Annotated in this window: 20 protein-coding genes and 2 pseudogenes; 10 read left to right on the top strand and 12 right to left on the bottom strand. The window is 46.6% G+C overall.

The window, feature by feature from the left end:
• Positions 1-16 precede the first annotated feature (16 nt).
• Positions 17-493: a hypothetical protein gene (locus AADZ70_RS03375; RefSeq protein WP_016936240.1), complete on the top strand. Its 477-nt coding sequence runs from the start codon at positions 17-19 to the stop codon at positions 491-493.
• Here AADZ70_RS03375 and AADZ70_RS03370 read toward each other — a convergent pair.
• Positions 488-1816 (bottom strand): PhoH family protein, encoded by a 1329-nt coding sequence (locus tag AADZ70_RS03370; RefSeq protein ID WP_045927174.1) that lies wholly within the window; start codon positions 1814-1816, stop codon positions 488-490. The genes AADZ70_RS03375 and AADZ70_RS03370 overlap by 6 nt on opposite strands.
• A gap of 155 nt (positions 1817-1971) precedes the next feature.
• On the opposite strand from AADZ70_RS03370, the gene AADZ70_RS03365 reads away from it, so the two are divergent.
• Both AADZ70_RS03365 and AADZ70_RS03360 read left to right on the top strand, forming a co-directional pair.
• Entirely contained in the window at positions 1972-2598 is a 627-nt protein-coding gene (locus AADZ70_RS03365; protein ID WP_016936242.1) for a YhcN/YlaJ family sporulation lipoprotein, read from the top strand.
• Between the two features lie 102 nt (positions 2599-2700).
• Entirely contained in the window at positions 2701-2910 is a 210-nt protein-coding gene (locus tag AADZ70_RS03360) for a YlaI family protein (RefSeq protein ID WP_016936243.1), read from the top strand.
• A 41-nt stretch (positions 2911-2951) separates the two neighbouring features.
• On the opposite strand, the gene AADZ70_RS03355 is transcribed toward AADZ70_RS03360, so the two are convergent.
• Together AADZ70_RS03355 and typA are read right to left on the bottom strand one after the other, a co-directional pair.
• Positions 2952-3272 carry a YlaH-like family protein gene (locus tag AADZ70_RS03355; protein ID WP_015239793.1) on the bottom strand — a complete coding sequence of 107 codons (321 nt, stop codon included), beginning with the start codon at positions 3270-3272 and terminating at the stop codon, positions 2952-2954.
• 55 nt (positions 3273-3327) lie between these two features.
• On the bottom strand, positions 3328-5166 hold the full coding sequence (gene typA / locus AADZ70_RS03350) for a translational GTPase TypA (RefSeq protein WP_016936244.1): 1839 nt from the start codon (positions 5164-5166) through the stop codon (positions 3328-3330).
• 111 nt (positions 5167-5277) lie between these two features.
• Here typA and AADZ70_RS03345 point away from each other — a divergent pair, with 111 nt between their 5' ends.
• Positions 5278-5466: a YlaF family protein gene (locus AADZ70_RS03345; protein ID WP_342007724.1), complete on the top strand. Its 189-nt coding sequence runs from the start codon at positions 5278-5280 to the stop codon at positions 5464-5466.
• Positions 5467-5775: 309 nt separating this feature from the next.
• Positions 5776-6393, top strand: a complete 618-nt coding sequence (locus tag AADZ70_RS03340) for a hypothetical protein (protein WP_342007723.1) — start codon at positions 5776-5778, stop codon at positions 6391-6393.
• Positions 6394-6430: 37 nt separating this feature from the next.
• Here the strand turns inward: AADZ70_RS03340 and AADZ70_RS03335 are convergent, their stop codons facing one another.
• Together AADZ70_RS03335 and AADZ70_RS03330 are read right to left on the bottom strand one after the other, a co-directional pair.
• Complete coding sequence (locus tag AADZ70_RS03335; RefSeq protein WP_045927171.1) at positions 6431-6724, bottom strand: zf-HC2 domain-containing protein; 294 nt, start codon at positions 6722-6724, stop codon at positions 6431-6433.
• On the bottom strand, positions 6721-7089 hold the full coding sequence (locus AADZ70_RS03330; RefSeq protein WP_342007722.1) for a sigma-70 family RNA polymerase sigma factor: 369 nt from the start codon (positions 7087-7089) through the stop codon (positions 6721-6723). Before AADZ70_RS03330 ends, AADZ70_RS03335 begins: the two co-directional genes overlap by 4 nt.
• A gap of 322 nt (positions 7090-7411) precedes the next feature.
• Between AADZ70_RS03330 and AADZ70_RS03325 the strand changes: the two genes are divergently transcribed.
• Positions 7412-8977, top strand: a complete 1566-nt coding sequence (locus AADZ70_RS03325; protein WP_016936252.1) for a M4 family metallopeptidase — start codon at positions 7412-7414, stop codon at positions 8975-8977.
• A gap of 50 nt (positions 8978-9027) precedes the next feature.
• On the opposite strand, the gene AADZ70_RS03320 is transcribed toward AADZ70_RS03325, so the two are convergent.
• From AADZ70_RS03320 to AADZ70_RS03310, 3 genes are all read right to left on the bottom strand, one after another.
• Positions 9028-9480, bottom strand: coding sequence for a GNAT family N-acetyltransferase (locus tag AADZ70_RS03320; RefSeq protein WP_342007721.1), 453 nt, complete (start codon positions 9478-9480; stop codon positions 9028-9030).
• Positions 9467-10264: an inositol-1-monophosphatase gene (suhB, locus tag AADZ70_RS03315; protein WP_016936254.1), complete on the bottom strand. Its 798-nt coding sequence runs from the start codon at positions 10262-10264 to the stop codon at positions 9467-9469. Before suhB ends, AADZ70_RS03320 begins: the two co-directional genes overlap by 14 nt.
• Before the next feature lie 133 nt (positions 10265-10397).
• A complete protein-coding gene (locus AADZ70_RS03310) occupies positions 10398-10586 on the bottom strand; it encodes a hypothetical protein (protein ID WP_003154513.1) in 189 nt (62 codons plus the stop codon).
• A gap of 238 nt (positions 10587-10824) precedes the next feature.
• Here AADZ70_RS03310 and AADZ70_RS03305 point away from each other — a divergent pair, with 238 nt between their 5' ends.
• On the top strand, positions 10825-11457 hold the full coding sequence (locus tag AADZ70_RS03305; RefSeq protein WP_342007720.1) for a DUF1054 domain-containing protein: 633 nt from the start codon (positions 10825-10827) through the stop codon (positions 11455-11457).
• Between the two features lie 35 nt (positions 11458-11492).
• On the opposite strand, the gene AADZ70_RS03300 is transcribed toward AADZ70_RS03305, so the two are convergent.
• Positions 11493-11759 carry a UPF0223 family protein gene (locus AADZ70_RS03300; RefSeq protein ID WP_016936256.1) on the bottom strand — a complete coding sequence of 89 codons (267 nt, stop codon included), beginning with the start codon at positions 11757-11759 and terminating at the stop codon, positions 11493-11495.
• A 179-nt stretch (positions 11760-11938) separates the two neighbouring features.
• Here AADZ70_RS03300 and AADZ70_RS03295 point away from each other — a divergent pair.
• Both AADZ70_RS03295 and AADZ70_RS03290 read left to right on the top strand, forming a co-directional pair.
• Positions 11939-12139: pseudogene (locus tag AADZ70_RS03295) on the top strand (arginine decarboxylase); the annotation flags it as partial.
• A 1055-nt stretch (positions 12140-13194) separates the two neighbouring features.
• Positions 13195-13857: pseudogene (locus tag AADZ70_RS03290) on the top strand (arginine decarboxylase); the annotation flags it as partial.
• 47 nt (positions 13858-13904) lie between these two features.
• Here the strand turns inward: AADZ70_RS03290 and AADZ70_RS03285 are convergent.
• Both AADZ70_RS03285 and AADZ70_RS03280 read right to left on the bottom strand, forming a co-directional pair.
• Positions 13905-14024 (bottom strand): GapA-binding peptide SR1P, encoded by a 120-nt coding sequence (locus AADZ70_RS03285; protein ID WP_076982563.1) that lies wholly within the window; start codon positions 14022-14024, stop codon positions 13905-13907.
• A gap of 113 nt (positions 14025-14137) precedes the next feature.
• Positions 14138-14941, bottom strand: coding sequence for a polysaccharide deacetylase family protein (locus AADZ70_RS03280; protein ID WP_099744280.1), 804 nt, complete (start codon positions 14939-14941; stop codon positions 14138-14140).
• 247 nt (positions 14942-15188) lie between these two features.
• Between AADZ70_RS03280 and AADZ70_RS03275 the strand changes: the two genes are divergently transcribed.
• A complete protein-coding gene (locus tag AADZ70_RS03275) occupies positions 15189-15563 on the top strand; it encodes a hypothetical protein (RefSeq protein ID WP_016936259.1) in 375 nt (124 codons plus the stop codon).
• Between the two features lie 49 nt (positions 15564-15612).
• Here the strand turns inward: AADZ70_RS03275 and lpdA are convergent, their stop codons facing one another.
• Entirely contained in the window at positions 15613-17025 is a 1413-nt protein-coding gene (gene lpdA, locus AADZ70_RS03270) for a dihydrolipoyl dehydrogenase (RefSeq protein WP_125122550.1), read from the bottom strand.

Below are 17025 nucleotides of genomic sequence, written 5' to 3'. Positions count from 1 at the left end.
AAAGGGGGGCTTCACCATGAGCGTTATTCAAGTTAAAGGCAATGTTACATACCCGATTACAATTGATCCGAGTGTCTGGATTTTCGATGACCGCAAGTTTCCGTTTGAAAACAATCAGCCCGTTCACTCAGACGGCTCGGCAGAAACTAAGGAGCATACACTCGATCCGGAACGGGTGATCAGAGAAGGGCGCATTTCGCCGCCGACTTTAAAAAGCGAAAAACGTTTTGAAAAAGAAAGATTAATGAACGGCAGTTTCGCCATGAAGCTCGGTGCTGTCTTAGCAAATGCCGAGCCGAAAGAAAGCGCTGTCCTTTGCGTATTTATTTCAGGATCTGAAAGAACCGAGGTGCCGCTTGAAAAGGCGATGGACGCAATCGCCCATTTCTGTGAGTCAGGGAAGCCTCTTCAAGACGGCGGTCCGGTCCATTTTTACGTGAACGGAAACTTTGAAAAACCGATAACAGGCGTCACAGAAATCGAAGTTCTATAACAAATCGGCCGCAAGCTGTGCAAGGCCGGATCTTTCGCCTTTCATAAGCTTCACGCTGCCGGAGACGGTTTGTCCTTTAAACCGCTCTACGACATAAGCAAGTCCGTTATTTAAACTGTCTAAATATGGGTGATCTATTTGCTCCGGGTCACCCATCAGGACAATTTTGCTGCCTTCTCCCACCCGTGTCAAAAGCGTCTTGACCTCGTGCCTCGTCAAATTCTGAGCCTCATCGATAATAATAAACTGATCCGGAATGCTTCTTCCCCGAATGTATGTCAGCGCCTCGACCTGAATTGATCCGATGCCCGCTAAAATCGCTTCAAGTTCACCCGGCTTTTTCGCATTGAACAAAAATTCAAGATTATCAAAGATCGGCTGCATCCACGGCTTGAGCTTCTCCTCTTTTTCACCCGGCAAATATCCGATATCCTTGCCCACCGGGACGATGGGACGTGCGACGATCAGTTTTTTATAAATACCGAGATCCTCAGTCTGCAGAAGCCCCGCTGCGAGAGCTAGCAAGGTTTTTCCTGTTCCCGCTTTTCCGATCAGGGTGACAAGCGGGATATCTTCTCTCAGCAGGAGTTCAAGCGCCATTGTCTGCTGGACGTTTTTCGGCCTGATACCCCATACGTGCTCATCATCGAAAACGAGTCTTTTTACGGTCTCCCCTTTCTTATCTGTCATGCCGACCGCAGAAGAAGATCCTCCCAATTCATCTTTCATCAGCACAAATTGATTCGGATAAACCTGATGCTGCTGAAGCTCCTTGACTGAAATTTGTTTGTTTTTATAAAACGAGTCAAACCGCTCTTTATTCATAAATATATCTTTGTACCCACTGTATATCTCATCATGGTCAACGACTCTGTCGTTTAAAAAGTCCTCCGCCAAAAGCCCGATGGCATCCGCCTTTACCCTGACCAGCACATCCTTGCTGACCAGAATGACGGGGCGGCCGTTTTCTTTCGTTTCCTCCTCAAGGCTTAAATTTTTTGCCACCGCCAAAATGCGGTTATCATTCGTTTTTTCGATAAAAATTTCCTGAAGCTGATGAAATGACCGGTGGTTCAGTTCAATTCTGAGCGTTCCTCCGCTTTCAAGCGGAACCTTTTCGTGCAGCCTTCCTTTCTCCCTGAGCCCGTCTATCAGCTTAGATACGTGCCTCGCATTCCTCCCGACCTCGTCCATATACCGCTTTTTTGAATCGACCTCTTCCAGCACGACGGCGGGGATGACAACTTCGTTTTCTTCAAAAGAAAAAATGGCGTTAGGATCCTGCAAAAGTACATTCGTATCTAACACATAAATTTTACTCAAGTCTCAGCCTCCTGAAAAATAAGGATCAAAACCCAGCGTGTGCTTCTCTTTTCGTAAAAAACGGGGATGCCTGCTAAAATATATGATTTGGTGAATAAAGATAGAAGGTTAATTCAACAATAAAAGAAATGAAAGCATTAAGGAGGGAATCTGACGTGCGAATTCTTTTCATTATCATACAAGCTTTATTTATTCTGACCGGCTGCACAGCTGTACAGGATAGCCGCGGACGCAGCAATATCCAAAACGAATCAACCGATCAGGGCGGAGCAAAACCGATTCATGTGAGTGATACAGCTCCTGAAACAGCTGCGAATCCCGGCCGGACAGACATTGCTAAGCATCTAGTCGAAGTGACTGAAAAAATCCCAGGCATTACAGACGCCACCGCGGTCGTACTCGGGCGCTACTCAGTCGTCGGAATCGATGTGGATGACAATTTAGAACGGAGCAAAGTGGAAAGCATTAAATACACCGTTGCCCAAGCATTAAAAAACGATCCTTACGGCGCCAATGCCGTTGTCGTCGCTGATCCTGATACAGTCTCCCGCCTGAGAGGCATGGGCAGCGATATTAAGGCCGGACGTCCGGTTTCAGGCATTTTGGACGAACTCGCCGCCATCGTCGGACGTGTCATGCCGGAAGTTCCGAATGATGTGACCGACAATGAAAAAGAATCACCGACTAAATCGAATGATGACCAGCTGAATCAAAGAGATCAGAACAAGCTGCAAAACGAGCAGAATGATCAATCGGATCATCACATGAATAACCGCCGGTAAAAAGCAGCGCCCGCTACAAAGGAAGGGCGCTGCTTTCTTTCCCTTTGGCACGCGGGTCATCCATGATATAATGCTTGTCATAGTGAAAGAGGTGAAAAATCAATGAGAGTTAAATGTTCCATTTGCGACAAAATTGAACAAATTGATGATGAAACACTGACAGCCAAACGCCTCCGCAACCGTCCGATTCATACATATATGTGCCAGGAATGCCATGACCGAATCAAAGTCAAAACAGAGGCGCGGCTGAATACCGGACACTTCTCCTTTCATCCAGGGCAAAAAACGAAAAAAGATAAAGTGAAAAAATAAACCAATAAAAAAATGACCCGCCGAAAGGCAGGGTCATTTTTTTATTGCGGTTTAGCTGACTGGCTTTTTTTGGACTGGTGCAGACGGATTTTGTAAATGATCAAAATCAAGGCGGCGACAACAAGCCCTTCTCCGACCGGCAGAAACACACCGAAAAAAGTCAGCACGGTGCAGCCGAGTACGAGAAAGAGATAAACTGCCGCAGCCTTTAAAACCGGCAGCCTTTTGGCAAAGCCGAGTTTAAATACAATCACCGAGAGCACGACGATCGTTCCGTATAACAGCCACATTCCCGTCAGCGGATGCTCATCCACTTGGTAAAGCGCAGCAAAGAACGACAGCCGTTCACTTACTTCATTCAAAAAGATCCCCTCCCCTTTTCCGTTCGGGTTCTATCTTTTCAAATTCTGCAAGTGATTAAGACATTCCTGCTGTTTTTTTCTTTTTCGCCGCTTTTTCACGTTCGTTTTTGTTCAGGATTTTCTTTCTTAAACGGATGGATTCCGGTGTTACTTCACAGTATTCATCATCGTTTAAGTACTCGAGTGATTCTTCAAGCGACATAATGCGCGCTTTCTTAATCGTAGTCGTTTGATCCTTCGTTGCGGAACGGACGTTTGTCTGCTGTTTCATTTTGCTGACATTGACGACAAGGTCATTGTCACGATTATGTTCGCCGACAATCATGCCTTCATATACTTCTGTGCCCGGCTCAACGAAGATGACGCCGCGGTCTTCAATACCTTGAATTCCGTAAGATGTCGCTTTTCCATTTTCCATGGAAACGAGCACACCCTGACGACGGCCTCCGACTTGGCCTTTTTGCATCGGCTGATAGCTGTCAAACGTGTGGTTCAGGATACCGAAACCGCGTGTCAGTGACAGAAACTCAGTAGAATAGCCGATGAGCCCGCGTGAAGGTACGGTAAAGATCAGGCGGACCTGGCCGTTTCCGTTATTAATCATATCGAGCATTTCGCCTTTTCTCGCACCCATTGATTCCATAACAGAACCGGTATGCTCTTCAGGCACGTCAATCTGCACGCGCTCAACAGGCTCGCAGCTTACGCCGTCGATTTCCTTAATGATAACTTCAGGTTTAGACACTTGAAGCTCATAGCCTTCGCGGCGCATGTTTTCAATTAAAATAGACAGGTGAAGCTCACCGCGTCCTGAAACAACCCATGCGTCAGGCGATGCCGTCGGTTCGACACGAAGACTGACGTCTGTTTGAAGCTGTGCGTTCAGACGCTCTTCAATTTTACGGGCTGTGACATATTTGCCTTCACGGCCTGCAAACGGGCTGTTGTTTACGACAAATGTCATTTGAAGCGTAGGCTCATCAATACGCAGAACCGGCAGCGGCTCATGGTGGTCAGCCGGACAAACCGTTTCACCGACGTTGATGTCTTCCATACCGGAAACGGCAACGAGGTCTCCCGCTCTCGCTTCTTCAATTTCCACGCGTTTCAATCCTTGGAAACCGAAGATTTTCGTTACACGGAATGATTTGACCGTTCCGTCAAGTTTCATCAATGAAACCTGCTGGCCGACTTTCATCGTGCCGCGGAAAACGCGTCCGATACCGATACGGCCGACATAGTCATTGTAATCAAGAAGCGCCACTTGGAATTGAAGAGGCTCTTCGGCGTTATCAACCGGCGCAGGGACATGTTCAAGAATCGTTTCATACAGTGATTCCATGTTTTCGTCCTGCTTTTTCGGATCAAGACTTGCCGTTCCGTTAATCGCAGAAGCGTAGACGACAGGGAACTCAAGCTGTTCTTCGTTTGCATCCAGCTCGATGAACAGATCAAGCACTTCATCGATAACTTCTTCCGGGCGGGCGAAATCACGGTCGATTTTGTTTACGACGACAACCGGATTTAAGTTCTGCTCAAGGGCTTTCTTCAGTACGAAACGGGTTTGCGGCATGCAGCCTTCATATGCGTCAACGACTAACAGAACGCCGTCAACCATTTTCATAATCCGTTCAACCTCTCCGCCGAAGTCGGCGTGTCCCGGAGTGTCCAAAATATTAATGCGTGTATCTTTATAGTTAATCGCAGTATTTTTCGCGAGAATTGTAATACCGCGTTCACGTTCAAGATCGTTTGAATCCATTGCGCGTTCGGCAATATTTTCGTTGGCACGGAATGTTCCGGCTTGGTGAAGCAATTGGTCTACCAAAGTCGTTTTCCCATGGTCAACGTGGGCAATAATCGCGATATTGCGAAGATCGTTTCGAAGTTTCACATTTTCATCTCCTAAAAAAATTAGATAACTTTCATATTATACCACACATCCTCTTTAAAAGCGTCACGTTTTTCTGTAAACTGAAAGTATGACGTTAAAGGGGATGGAAATATGAAAAAATTCAATTGGCTCTTATTATTATTTGCATTCGCAGCAGTCTTCAGCATGATGCTGATCGGCGTATCAATCGCTGAGAAAAGCGCATGGGGTGTCATCGGAAGCATTGTTCTCGTTATCGCCATGATGGGAAGCGGTTTCACTGTAAAGAAAAAAATGCGCGAACAGGGACTGCTTGATTAAAAGCATGACCCTTTGCAAAATTCCGTAAACATGAAAAGCACAATATTGTATGAAGCCTGAATGAAAAATTCAGGCTTTTTTGCATCCTCAAAACCGGTGGGATGTAAGGCTTATCTCCCCCGCCGCCTAGTCAAGAAGCCGGAAACAGCAGCATGCATCCTAGTGACAACAGCAGAGTCCCTCAGAAAAGGCAGCCGGAATTAGTCCGGTATTGTTATGAAGAAAATACCAAACTTCCTATTTCAATTCCATCACTGGATTTTTATACTTGTGGCTGTAAGCAAATACACATGACAAGGAGAGAACAAAATGAAAACATCTTTTTTGAAGAAAACCGCTGTAACTGCCGTTGCAACTGCTTCAGCCGCCTTGCTTGCATTCAGTCCGCTTGAGTCTGCCAGTGCAAAAACAATTCAGGCAAATGAATCGCCTGTCTTGCAGGCTTTTGCCGAGAAAACACCGGGAGATGCGGCAAAGCTTTTAGACATCATCCGCCAATCCATTTACGAAAAAGACGGCGTCTATTATTTTGACGGTGAAAAAGCGGTTGAATTGGGATTAGATAAAGAAGCCGCACAGACCATTCAAAAGCTGTGGGACAGCTCAACGGAATTTTTAACGGTCCTTTCCCAATGTATCGAGAAAACGGACGGCGAATATACATTTAATAAAGAAAAAGCAGTGGAGCTCGGCTTTACGGAAAAAGAAGCTCTTATCGTTGATCAGCTGTTCACCGCTTTCTCCCAGAGTCTTCATATTCTTCAATCTGCGCTGGTTGAAGAAAACGGCGTGTATACGTTTGATCAGGAGCTTGCTGAAAAAGCAGGTGCAGGTAAAAAAGAAGCGAAGCTGTGTGCTGGATTCTTTAATTCACTGCCGCAGGAATTACTTGAAGGCATTTATACAGCCTTTCACCCGGCTGAGTAAACGAAAAAAACGCCCGGTCATCCAGCCGGGCGTTTTTTTAATTCAGCAGTTTAAGCGCAAGCATGATGAGAAATACAGCTCCGAACATACAGGCGGCATTTGTCAGCAGCCTCCCGTAATATCTTTCCTGAAACCGCCTCTCCTCGTCTTCATAACCGTCTGGCGCCTTCATCTCAGCTTCGCCAAAGTCAAGCGGCTCCTTCATCATATGATATACCCTTTTGCACTCACCGCATGTATCAAGATGGCGGGAAATATACCGCTCTGTTTCTGTTTCACAATCGCCTTCAATATATAAAGGGAGTAAATCTCTCACTAAACAGCAAGTCATATGTGTCCGTCCTTCCTTTTTTCCGCCAAGTGCTGTTTCAGCTGCATTCTCGCCCTGTATAAGGTGCTCTTCACCTTCGGCAGGCTCCAACCCAAAATATCAGCAATCTCTTCGTATGACAGCTCTTGAAATTCCCTTAAAATTAAAACGGTCTGCTGATCATTTTTCAGGCGCTGAATCTGCCCGGCCAGCGCGTTCTTTGTGTCTGTCCGGTCAACGTAATGCTCCGGCAGTTCATATATTGTTTGCTGAAGCCCTTCATTCAAGGTGATATCTAAAAATTGGTATTTTCTGTCCCGTCTGTACCAATTGATGAAGAAATATCTGTCGAAATGCTGAATAAAATGACTGAAAATCTCTGACATCTGTAACAATCCTTTACGTTTATTAAGGCCTCACCCGTTTAGACAACCGGCATTAAAAAAAGTTTTAAAGATCCTAACATTTTTCCCCTATCATTTTTCCCGTCTTCATCTGTCATTTTTTTCAGAAGAAATCGCGTCATTCGACTCATGTCTATTCCGACACGTGCCTCTCGGCTTATCCCCTGACACCGCCTCCCAGGAGCCTGTACGGGACGATTCTATCAATTCAGCTGCGGAGTCTAGTTTTATATTGCAGAATGAGAGATTGCTGGTTTATTATAACAATATAAGTTTTCATTATTTTCAAAAAGGGGGATTTATTGTGGGTTTAGGTAAGAAATTGTCTGTTGCTGTCGCCGCTTCTTTTATAGGTTTAACGATCAGTCTGCCGGGTGTTCAGGCCGCTGAGAATCCTCAGCTTAAAGAAAACATGACAAATTTTGTGCCGAAGCATTCTTTGGTGCAATCTGAATTGCCTTCTGTCAGTGACAAAGCAATCAAGCAATATTTGAAACAAAACGGCAAAGTCTTTAAAGGCAATCCTTCTGAAAGGCTGAAGCTGATTGACCAAACAACCGATGATCTCGGCTATAAACACTTCCGTTATGTGCCTGTCGTGAACGGTGTGCCTGTGAAAGACTCTCAAGTCATTATTCACGTTGATAAATCCAACAACGTCTATGCGATTAACGGTGAATTAAACAACGATGCTTCTGCCAAAACGGCAAACAGCAAAAAATTATCTGCAAATCAGGCGCTGGACCATGCTTTTAAAGCAATCGGCAAATCACCTGAAGCCGTTTCTAACGGAAACGTCGCAAACAAAAATAAAGCCGAGCTCAAAGCAGCAGCTACAAAAGACGGAAAATACCGCCTCGCCTATGATGTAACGATCCGCTATATCGAACCGGAACCTGCAAACTGGGAAGTAACCGTTGATGCAGAAACTGGGAAAATCCTGAAAAAGCAAAACAAAGTGGAACATGCGGCTGCAACCGGAACAGGTACGACTCTTAAAGGAAAAACGGTCTCATTAAATATTTCTTCTGAAAGCGGCAAATATGTGCTGCGCGATCTTTCTAAACCTACCGGAACACAAATTATTACGTACGATCTGCAAAACCGCGAGTATAACCTGCCGGGCACACTCGTATCCAGCACCACAAACCAGTTTACAACTTCTTCTCAGCGCGCTGCCGTTGATGCGCATTACAACCTCGGCAAAGTGTATGATTATTTCTATCAGAAGTTTAAACGCAACAGCTACGACAATAGAGGCGGCAAGATCGTATCCTCCGTTCATTACGGCAGCAGATACAATAACGCAGCCTGGATCGGCGACCAAATGATTTACGGAGACGGTGACGGTTCATTCTTCTCGCCTCTTTCCGGTTCAATGGACGTAACGGCCCATGAAATGACACATGGCGTTACACAGGAAACAGCCAACCTGAACTATGAAAATCAGCCGGGCGCTTTAAATGAATCCTTCTCTGATGTATTCGGGTACTTCAACGATACTGAGGACTGGGATATCGGTGAAGATATTACGGTCAGCCAGCCGGCTCTCCGCAGCTTATCAAATCCGACAAAATACGGACAGCCTGACAACTACAAAAATTACAAAAACCTTCCGAACACTGATGCCGGCGACTACGGCGGTGTGCATACAAACAGCGGAATTCCGAACAAAGCCGCTTACAATACGATTACAAAAATCGGCGTGAACAAAGCGGAGCAGATTTACTATCGCGCCCTGACGGTATACCTCACTCCGTCATCAACCTTTAAAGATGCAAAAGCAGCTTTGATTCAATCAGCGCGGGACCTTTACGGCTCTCAGGATGCTGCAAGCGTAGAAGCGGCCTGGAATTCAGTCGGCTTGTAAACAAGAAAAGAGACCGGATGTCCGGTCTCTTTTTTTATATCTGATACATTTCACAACGGCTTCACCATGATCATATATGTCTTTTCCCGATCGTCTTTTTCAAGCTTCAGCTGTTCAAAACCGCATTTGCTTAAAAACAGCAACCATTCCTGCCTGTCCAGGGGAACGGCTGCAAACATCGCTTTATGCGCCGCTCTCAGCCGGCCGGCAATCTCTTCAATGACCGCCCGGCCGATGCCTTTCTCTTTTGCCTCTGGAGCGACGGCCACAGTCCCGAGCCACGGTTTTCCGTTTGAGGGCGCCCATTCTAAGTGAAAGCTGACGGCGGCAGGAGCGCCGTCAAGCTCCCATACGAGCCACGTTCCATTGTACATGGAGTATGCAAGCATAAACTCCGCCGCATTTTTTGTTCCGAATTCTTCGGCTCTCCACACCGGGTGTGCCGCCGCCAGCTGCTCCAGAAATTCCAGATCTTCTTCTTCAAACTCCCTATCTGTCAGCATGTAAATAGTCGTCAAAGATGATTTTATGTATCGCCGGATTCCCCGCAAGCACGCTGTGGTTATCTAAAAACGTAAACGGTTCGCCGTCTGTTGTCGTGTAAATGCCGCCGACTTCGTTCAGCAGCACGCAGCCGGCAGCGTAATCCCACGGCGCGAGCCTCATTGTGATGTATGCGTCAATGCGGCCGGCCGCAACACTGGCCAGTTCAAGTGCCGCCGAGCCGTAGGAACGCGTTCCTCTTACCCGTTTTACGAGCGGCGCCAAAATACTCGGGTCGATTCTTCTGTTTTCCGTCACCCATGTGGCATTGATTGCAATAATCGATTCTTCAATAGAAACCTCTTTTAAAGGAGCAAGCGGCGTGTCGTTCAGATATGCCCCTTTTCCGCTGAATGCATGATACAGCTCGTCCTGCATCACATCATAAATTAAGCCGATTTTGCCTTTTCCGTCTTCAAAAATACCGATGGAGATTGCGAAATGCCGCTTTTGATGGACAAAATTCATCGTCCCGTCAATCGGATCAATGATCCAGACGATTCCGTCAAGGGAGCGGAGCTTATCTCCCTGCCCTTCTTCGCCGAGGATGCGGTGTCCAGGAAAAGTTCCCTGTATACGGTCAATGAAAAAGCGTTCCGTCTCTTTATCCATATTTGTGACTAAATCATTCGGATTTGATTTTGTTTCAATCGTCAAGCTTTCCTGCATGGATTGTCTGATTCTCGTTCCGGCTTCTTTTACCCATTGTTTTGCGATATCATCAATTTCCGTCCAATTTGTCATACCGTGTACCTCTTTTCTATGTATAGCTTACTCTATAGCATACTGATAAAAACAATTAAAAAGCAAGGAAAATGAAAAAAATGCCTTCTCACGTAAAAACGAACCATTTCCTGCGGTTCGTTTTTACTATTCTTTATCCGTTAAGACGAATCCATTCTTTTCTGAGACGTTCCAGTTTTCTTTTACTGAGATCGATTTGATCTTCATTCTCTTTTTGCATGGCCTCATAAAGGGTTGCCAATTCATAATCAACCTCTAGTCTCCAGACAGCTACACGGTTATTTTTTTCCTCCCTGAATCCTTCCTTCACCACTTGCCTCATTGTCTTTCGCCCCTTCCAGAGATCATTTGTTAAAAAAGCATCCCATTTTCCAATTCATTATTAATGATACTTCTTATATCCTATGGAAACTTATATTCGGCTGTAACAACATTCTTAAAATTGTGTGTTTACCTATTCATTTTTTACCACCACTCCTCTCCACTCAAACGTTCTCAATGTTTTTGCGGCCGGCAGGGGCTGTGGTAAAATATGAATACTTACGATAAGGAGGAAAAAGATGACTCAGATGCGTTTTACAAAAGAAGACTTTGACACATTTACAATAGAAGGATTAGATCCGCGCATGGAGGTGTTAAAAGAACAGGTGCGTCCGAAGCTGACTCTGTTAGGAGAACATTTCGCACCGACATTGTCGGCATTGACCGGAGATGAAATGTTCCCGCATGTCGCCAAGCACGCGAGAAGATCTGTCAACCCGCCGGCTGACAGCTGGGTTGCCTTTGCAAACAGCAAACGCGGCTATAAGAAGCTCCCCCACTTTCAGATCGGACTATGGGACACTCACATGTTTGTATGGTTTGCCATCATTTATGAGTCTCCGATAAAAGAGGAATACGGCAGATTGCTGGAAGCGAAGCAGGATGACATCACAAAACAGATTCCCGGTCATTTTGTGTGGTCGCCGGATCACACGAAGCCAGGAGCGTACAAGCAGTCGGAGATGGATCGGGAACAGCTGAAAACACTATTTGAACGTCTGCAGACCGTAAAGAAAGCAGAGCTTTTGTGCGGCATCCAGCTTCAAAAAGAAGACGTGATCAACATGAACAACAATGAATTCCTGCAAACCATTGAAGATACTTTTAAGAAGCTTTCCTTTTTATACACGCTGACTCAGAAAGTCTCATAACATAAAAAAGCGGGCCGGTTTCCGGCTCGCTTTGTTTACATTTTGATAACCGCTTGATCTGATTGTTTCGCCTCTTTCACAGTCCGATACGGGGAATAGCTGCTGTCCGCTTCAAATTGGCTGCAGATTTTCTTTTCCTCCGCCTTTCCGGGAACGATTTCTTTAAAGCGGCGGTACGCATCCAAAAGTCTGTTGCGGTCAGTTCCTTTTTCATAGGCGTTTTCCACCTGCTGAAAAAACGCAATGACATCCACGGCCTCCTCTGTCGTCCAGTCTTCATTCATCGGATATTGATATTCCAAATGTCTTCACTCCTTTATAATCATGCTCAAAATAAGCATCTTCCATAGATCATAAATTGTTCTTTACTTTCTTTCAAGTTCATAATATAATTCATTTGTTTTACGTTTAAAAAACGGGTAATCATACTGAATGTAATACAAACTAATCCGTAGGTATTATGATAAAGGTGGGAAAACAATTGCCGCAACATGAAACACCCCTGTACAGCGGACTGAAAAAGCACGCGGACAGACAGCCTGTCCAATTCCACATTCCGGGCCATAAAAAAGGCGCGGGAATGGATCCGGAATTCAGACAATTTATCGGAGAAAACGCGTTAAGCATAGATTTAATTAATATTGAACCTTTGGATGATTTACATGCGCCAAAGGGCATCATTACCTCCTCTTCCTTCTTCATCACTCCTCCAACCTTCTCTCCCCCCCAAAAAACTACCCTTTCTCTCTTCTCCACATCCTCATTACCATTCCTACATCCTCCCTACTCCCACCCACCACCCCCCCCCACCCCAACCACCACAACAACCCCCAAAACCAACCCAAACACCCCCCCCCCCCCCCCCCAAACAAAAAAACCACCAACCCCCACACAACACAAACACCCCAACCCCACCCACACCACACAAAACCCACCACCACACACCCCCAACACCACCCCCAACACCCCACACAAAACACCAACACACCCACCCACCAACAACCCCCCAACACCCCACACCACCAACAAACACCCCCCCCCCACCCACCCCCACACACAAAAAACACCCAACACCCAACCCCCACCCAAAACCCAACAACCCCCCCCAACACACACCAACCCACACCCACCACACACAACCCCCACCCACACACCCCCCCCCCCACCACCCCAACCACCCCCCCCCCCCCCCCCCCCCCCCCCCCCCCCCCCCCCCCCCCCCCCCCCCCCCCCCCCCCCCCCCCCCCCCCCCCCCCCCCCCCCCCCCCCCCCCCCCCCCCCCCCCCCCCCCCCCCCCCCCCCCCCCCCCCCCCCCCCCCCCCCCCCCACACCCCCCCCCCCCCCCCCCCCCCCCCCCCCCCCCCCCCCCCCCCCCCCCCCCCCCCCCCCCACCACCCCCCCCCCCCCCCCCCCCCCCCCACAACACCAAAAAAACACACCACCACACCACCACACAAACACACCCCCCCCCCCCCCCCCCCCCCCCCCCCCCAAACAACCCAAAAAAAAAAAACAAAAACCCAAAAAAAAAAAAACACCACACCACCCCCCCCCCCCCCCCCCCCCCCCCCCCACCCCCCCCCCCCCCAAACCACCACCACCCCCCCCCCCCCCCCCCCCCCCCCCCCCCCCCCCCCCCACCCCCCCCCCTTTTTTTTTTATATCCCCCACCCCCCCTTTCCCCCCTTATTTTTTTTTATATACCCCACCTTTTATAATATATATCACACACACATTGTCGCAAGAAAGCGGCTCGCTACAGAAGGCCGCGGCCTTCTTGAAGATACGATTCTGCTGGCGAATCAGACACGGGAACGCCTCAATCAAATTGAAGGCATCCGCTGTGTCGGCGAAGAAATCACAGGATCTAAAGCCGCCTTCAGTTATGATCCGACTAAATTAATCATTTCGGTCAAAAACCTTGGCTTGACGGGGCATGACATTGAAAAATGGCTGCGCGAATCATATAATATCGAAGTCGAGCTGTCCGATTTGTATAACATATTATGTATTTTCACTCCCGGAGACAGAGCAGGAGATGCCGACCGCCTTGTAAACGCGCTTACAGACATTTCAAAGCAGGCTGCTGCCAATGAATATGCTCATCAGCAAACGGAAGTTCTGCTTCCTGAAATTCCTCTGTTAGCGATGACGCCAAGAGACGCGTTTTACGCAAATACGGAAGTCATTCCGTTAAAAGAATCCGCGGGACGGATCATTGCAGAGTTTGTCATGGTGTATCCGCCGGGAATTCCAATCTTTATTCCGGGCGAAATCATTACTGAAGAAAACATCAGCTACATTTTCAAAAACCTGGACGCCGGCCTTCCCGTGCAGGGTCCGGAAGATGCGACGCTTGAAATGATCAGAGTCATCAAAGAACAAAAAGCCATCCAATAAACATAAAGAAGCCCGAAACCAAATCGTTTCGGGCATTTTTACGCTTTTTACTCTTCTTCAAGATGACACCGGCATTGTCCGCAGCATGTTCCGTATAACGTCGTTACCTTCTCATCCTCAAAGTAATGAATCGCTTCGTTACAGTCTTGGCAAACAATCGTACCCATCTCTCATTCCCCATTTCTCAGAATTTGAAAACGCTTAATTCTTACTTGTTGTTATTATATTATTATGTCACATTTAATATGTCAACCGATAAATTGTATAACACATTTATTTTTTACGGTCTTTTTATAGCTCGAGGATCAATCACGGTATATCCTTTATTACGCAATCCTTTTACAATGTCCGGCATGGCTTCGGCCGTCCACTTCCGGTCATGCATCAATATGTTGGCGCCGTCCCGCAGATAAGGGCTGCTCAGCGTGATATCGGTAAGCGCTTTTTTGGATTGATATTTCTGATCCCAATCGTAGCCGAAGGTCCAGTTCATTTTCACCATACCTTCTTGTTTTATAAGTTTGTCACTGTAGTCCGTATTGCTTCCGAAAGGCGCCCTGAAAAACGCCGGTTTCTCCCCGGTTATCTTTTCAACGGTTTTATTGACGCCGATGATTTCTTCCCGTTGTTTTTGTTCGGAAAGTTCTTTTAAATTTTGATGAGTCATTGTATGATTTCCGATCATAAAGCCTAACTCATGAATATGCTGAAGCGCTTTCTTATTTTCATCTTTTTTCAAAAATTGGCCGTTCACAAAAAAGATCGCTGACGCATGGAGATCATGCAGTTTGTCCGCAATCTCAGCGGCATGCTGATCGGGCGCATCATCTATCGTTAACAATGCAATCGGTTTTTTGTCTTTCTGGTCATCCAGTTTTTCCACGGCAAAGGTTTTCGGATTGATATAGTAACGGGGCTCTGCCTTCTGTTTTTTCCGTTTTTCCTCTTTTGTATGAGTGTTTTCCTGTTTAGCATGATTGACCGCAGCTTGAGAATGGGGTTGTTTATTTGTTTGCGTTTTTTCAGTTGATTGGCAGCCGACGAGCAAGCATATCCATATGACGGCGGCAGCGGCTTTATACATGACAATCCCTCCTGATATGGTTTGCCCACAGTATAACGAAAAAACAGCGCTCTCACGAAAAATAATGTGCCTTTTTTACACATCGGCTTCACAAGTTGTCACACGTATTATTTCTTCATTAAAAACGGTTTCAATTATATAACAATTAAGTAACAAGCCTTAGGTTTTTCACCTCTCGTGATACACTTGATATAGTCCTTATAAATGGATGAACCAATATATTATATAAAACAGAGGAGTAAGATAGATGCGCTACCGTACGGTGATTCCCTTTTTTTTGATGCTGTTCGTTCTGTCAAGCTGTTCGGTTTCTACTGTCAGTCCGTTCAAAAATAACCGGATCGACAGCATTCATCACACTCAAATCTTGTTTTTTTCCGATGAAAATCATATAGATAAAGAAGTTCCTTACTACGATGCGATTCTTGATTTAGAAAAGAAATACCCCCATCATGTTGATCAAATGAAAGTTTATGACAACAGAAAGGGCTGGGAAGAAGAAATCAACACATTCCCGGCACTGATGGTAGTCAATCACCGGCATGTCGTCATGAAGATTGAAGGCGCGGTAAAGAAAAAAGAGGATATTATCAAGCCTATGCAGCATGTGCTTGCACAATAAAAACAGCCCTCGCTTTTAAAAGCGGGGGCTGTTCATTTTCTTGCAATGATTATTTTACGATATGGATCGGGCTTCCGATTGCCACTTCGGCAGCTTCCATTGTGATTTCGCCCAATGTCGGGTGAGCGTGAATTGTCATTGCGATATCTTCAGCAGTCATTCCGCCTTCGATCGCCAGGCTCAATTCAGAAATCATGTCAGAAGCGCTCGCGCCGGCAATTTGCGCACCGATCACAAGACCGTCTTCTTTACGAGTGATCAGCTTCATGAAGCCGTCAGTTTCGTTAAGAGACAGCGCGCGTCCGTTTGCAGCAAACGGGAACTTAGCAGCAACGACTTCAATGCCTTCTTCTTTCGCCTGTGCTTCAGTGTAACCGACAGAAGCCAGTTCAGGCTCAGAGAATACAACCGCCGGAATACCGAGGTAATCGATTTCAGCAGGCTCTCCCGCAATAGCTTCCGCAGCGATTTTACCTTCGTAAGACGCTTTGTGAGCCAATGGAGGGCCGTCAATGATGTCACCGATTGCGTAAATATTCGATACGTTTGTTCGGCACTGCTTGTCCGTTTTAATGACACCGCGGTCAGTCATTTCGATACCGACTTGCTCAAGGCCGAGCTCATCAGTGTTCGGACGGCGTCCGACAGTGATTAATACGTAATCAGCATCAACCGTTTTTTCTTCGCCTTTTACTTCGAACGTAACTGTTACGCCGTCAGGTCTTTCTTCAACGCCTTTAGCCATAGCGCTTGTATGGATTTCAACGTTGCCTTTTTTCTTCAGTCTGCGGGTAACGAGAGAACTCATTTGTTTTTCGAAGCCAGGAAGAATTTCATCTCCGCCTTCTAAAATCACCAATTCAGTTCCGAAGTTTGCATACGCTGTTCCAAGCTCGGTACCGATATATCCGCCGCCGATAACAACGAGTTTTTTCGGAATTTCTTTAAGCGCCAGTGCGCCTGTAGAGTTCAGAACACGTTCGCTATATTTGAAGTTTGGCAATTCGATAGGGCGAGAACCGGTAGCAATGATCGCGTTTTTAAATGTGTATGTTTGCGCAGAGTTCTCATCCATTACACGTACAGAGTTGCTGTCTACGAAATAAGCTTCGCCTTTTACAACGTCCACTTTATTTCCTTTTAAAAGACCTGCAACACCGCCGGTAAGCTTATTTACAACAGAAGCTTTCCATTCTTGGACTTTTGTAAAGTCAACTTTTACGTTCTCAGCAGTGATCCCCATGTCATCTGAGTGTTTTGCATTCTCGTAACGATGGCCTGCATTGATAAGCGCTTTTGAAGGAATACAGCCGACGTTCAGACAAACGCCTCCAAGAGTTCCTTTTTCAACGACTGTTACTTTTTGTCCAAGCTGAGCAGCGCGGATGGCAGCTACATAGCCGCCAGGTCCCGCACCAATCACAAGAGTATCTGTTTCAATAGGGAAATCTCCTACTACCAT

Source organism: Bacillus sp. YBsi01, assembly GCF_038406745.1.
Taxonomy (GTDB): domain Bacteria; phylum Bacillota; class Bacilli; order Bacillales; family Bacillaceae; genus Bacillus; species Bacillus siamensis.
Note: the sequence above shows the minus strand (reverse complement) of the source record. Positions and strands in the feature narration are given on the sequence as shown.

Excerpts from the sequence above, each read along its gene's own strand:
- AADZ70_RS03340 (WP_342007723.1), top strand. The coding sequence starts at position 5,776 with ATGAAAACATCTTTTTTGAAGAAAACCGCTGTAACTGCCGTTGCAACT.
- AADZ70_RS03335 (WP_045927171.1), bottom strand. The coding sequence starts at position 6,724 with ATGACTTGCTGTTTAGTGAGAGATTTACTCCCTTTATATATTGAAGGC.
- AADZ70_RS03305 (WP_342007720.1), top strand. The coding sequence starts at position 10,825 with ATGACTCAGATGCGTTTTACAAAAGAAGACTTTGACACATTTACAATA.
- lpdA (WP_125122550.1), bottom strand. The coding sequence starts at position 17,025 with ATGGTAGTAGGAGATTTCCCTATTGAAACAGATACTCTTGTGATTGGT.
- AADZ70_RS03275 (WP_016936259.1), top strand. The coding sequence starts at position 15,189 with ATGCGCTACCGTACGGTGATTCCCTTTTTTTTGATGCTGTTCGTTCTG.
- AADZ70_RS03280 (WP_099744280.1), bottom strand. The coding sequence starts at position 14,941 with ATGTATAAAGCCGCTGCCGCCGTCATATGGATATGCTTGCTCGTCGGC.
- AADZ70_RS03360 (WP_016936243.1), top strand. The coding sequence starts at position 2,701 with ATGAGAGTTAAATGTTCCATTTGCGACAAAATTGAACAAATTGATGAT.
- AADZ70_RS03345 (WP_342007724.1), top strand. The coding sequence starts at position 5,278 with ATGAAAAAATTCAATTGGCTCTTATTATTATTTGCATTCGCAGCAGTC.
- AADZ70_RS03285 (WP_076982563.1), bottom strand. The coding sequence starts at position 14,024 with ATGGGTACGATTGTTTGCCAAGACTGTAACGAAGCGATTCATTACTTT.
- AADZ70_RS03310 (WP_003154513.1), bottom strand. The coding sequence starts at position 10,586 with ATGAGGCAAGTGGTGAAGGAAGGATTCAGGGAGGAAAAAAATAACCGT.
- AADZ70_RS03330 (WP_342007722.1), bottom strand. The coding sequence starts at position 7,089 with ATGTCAGAGATTTTCAGTCATTTTATTCAGCATTTCGACAGATATTTC.
- suhB (WP_016936254.1), bottom strand. The coding sequence starts at position 10,264 with ATGACAAATTGGACGGAAATTGATGATATCGCAAAACAATGGGTAAAA.
- AADZ70_RS03320 (WP_342007721.1), bottom strand. The coding sequence starts at position 9,480 with ATGCTGACAGATAGGGAGTTTGAAGAAGAAGATCTGGAATTTCTGGAG.
- AADZ70_RS03375 (WP_016936240.1), top strand. The coding sequence starts at position 17 with ATGAGCGTTATTCAAGTTAAAGGCAATGTTACATACCCGATTACAATT.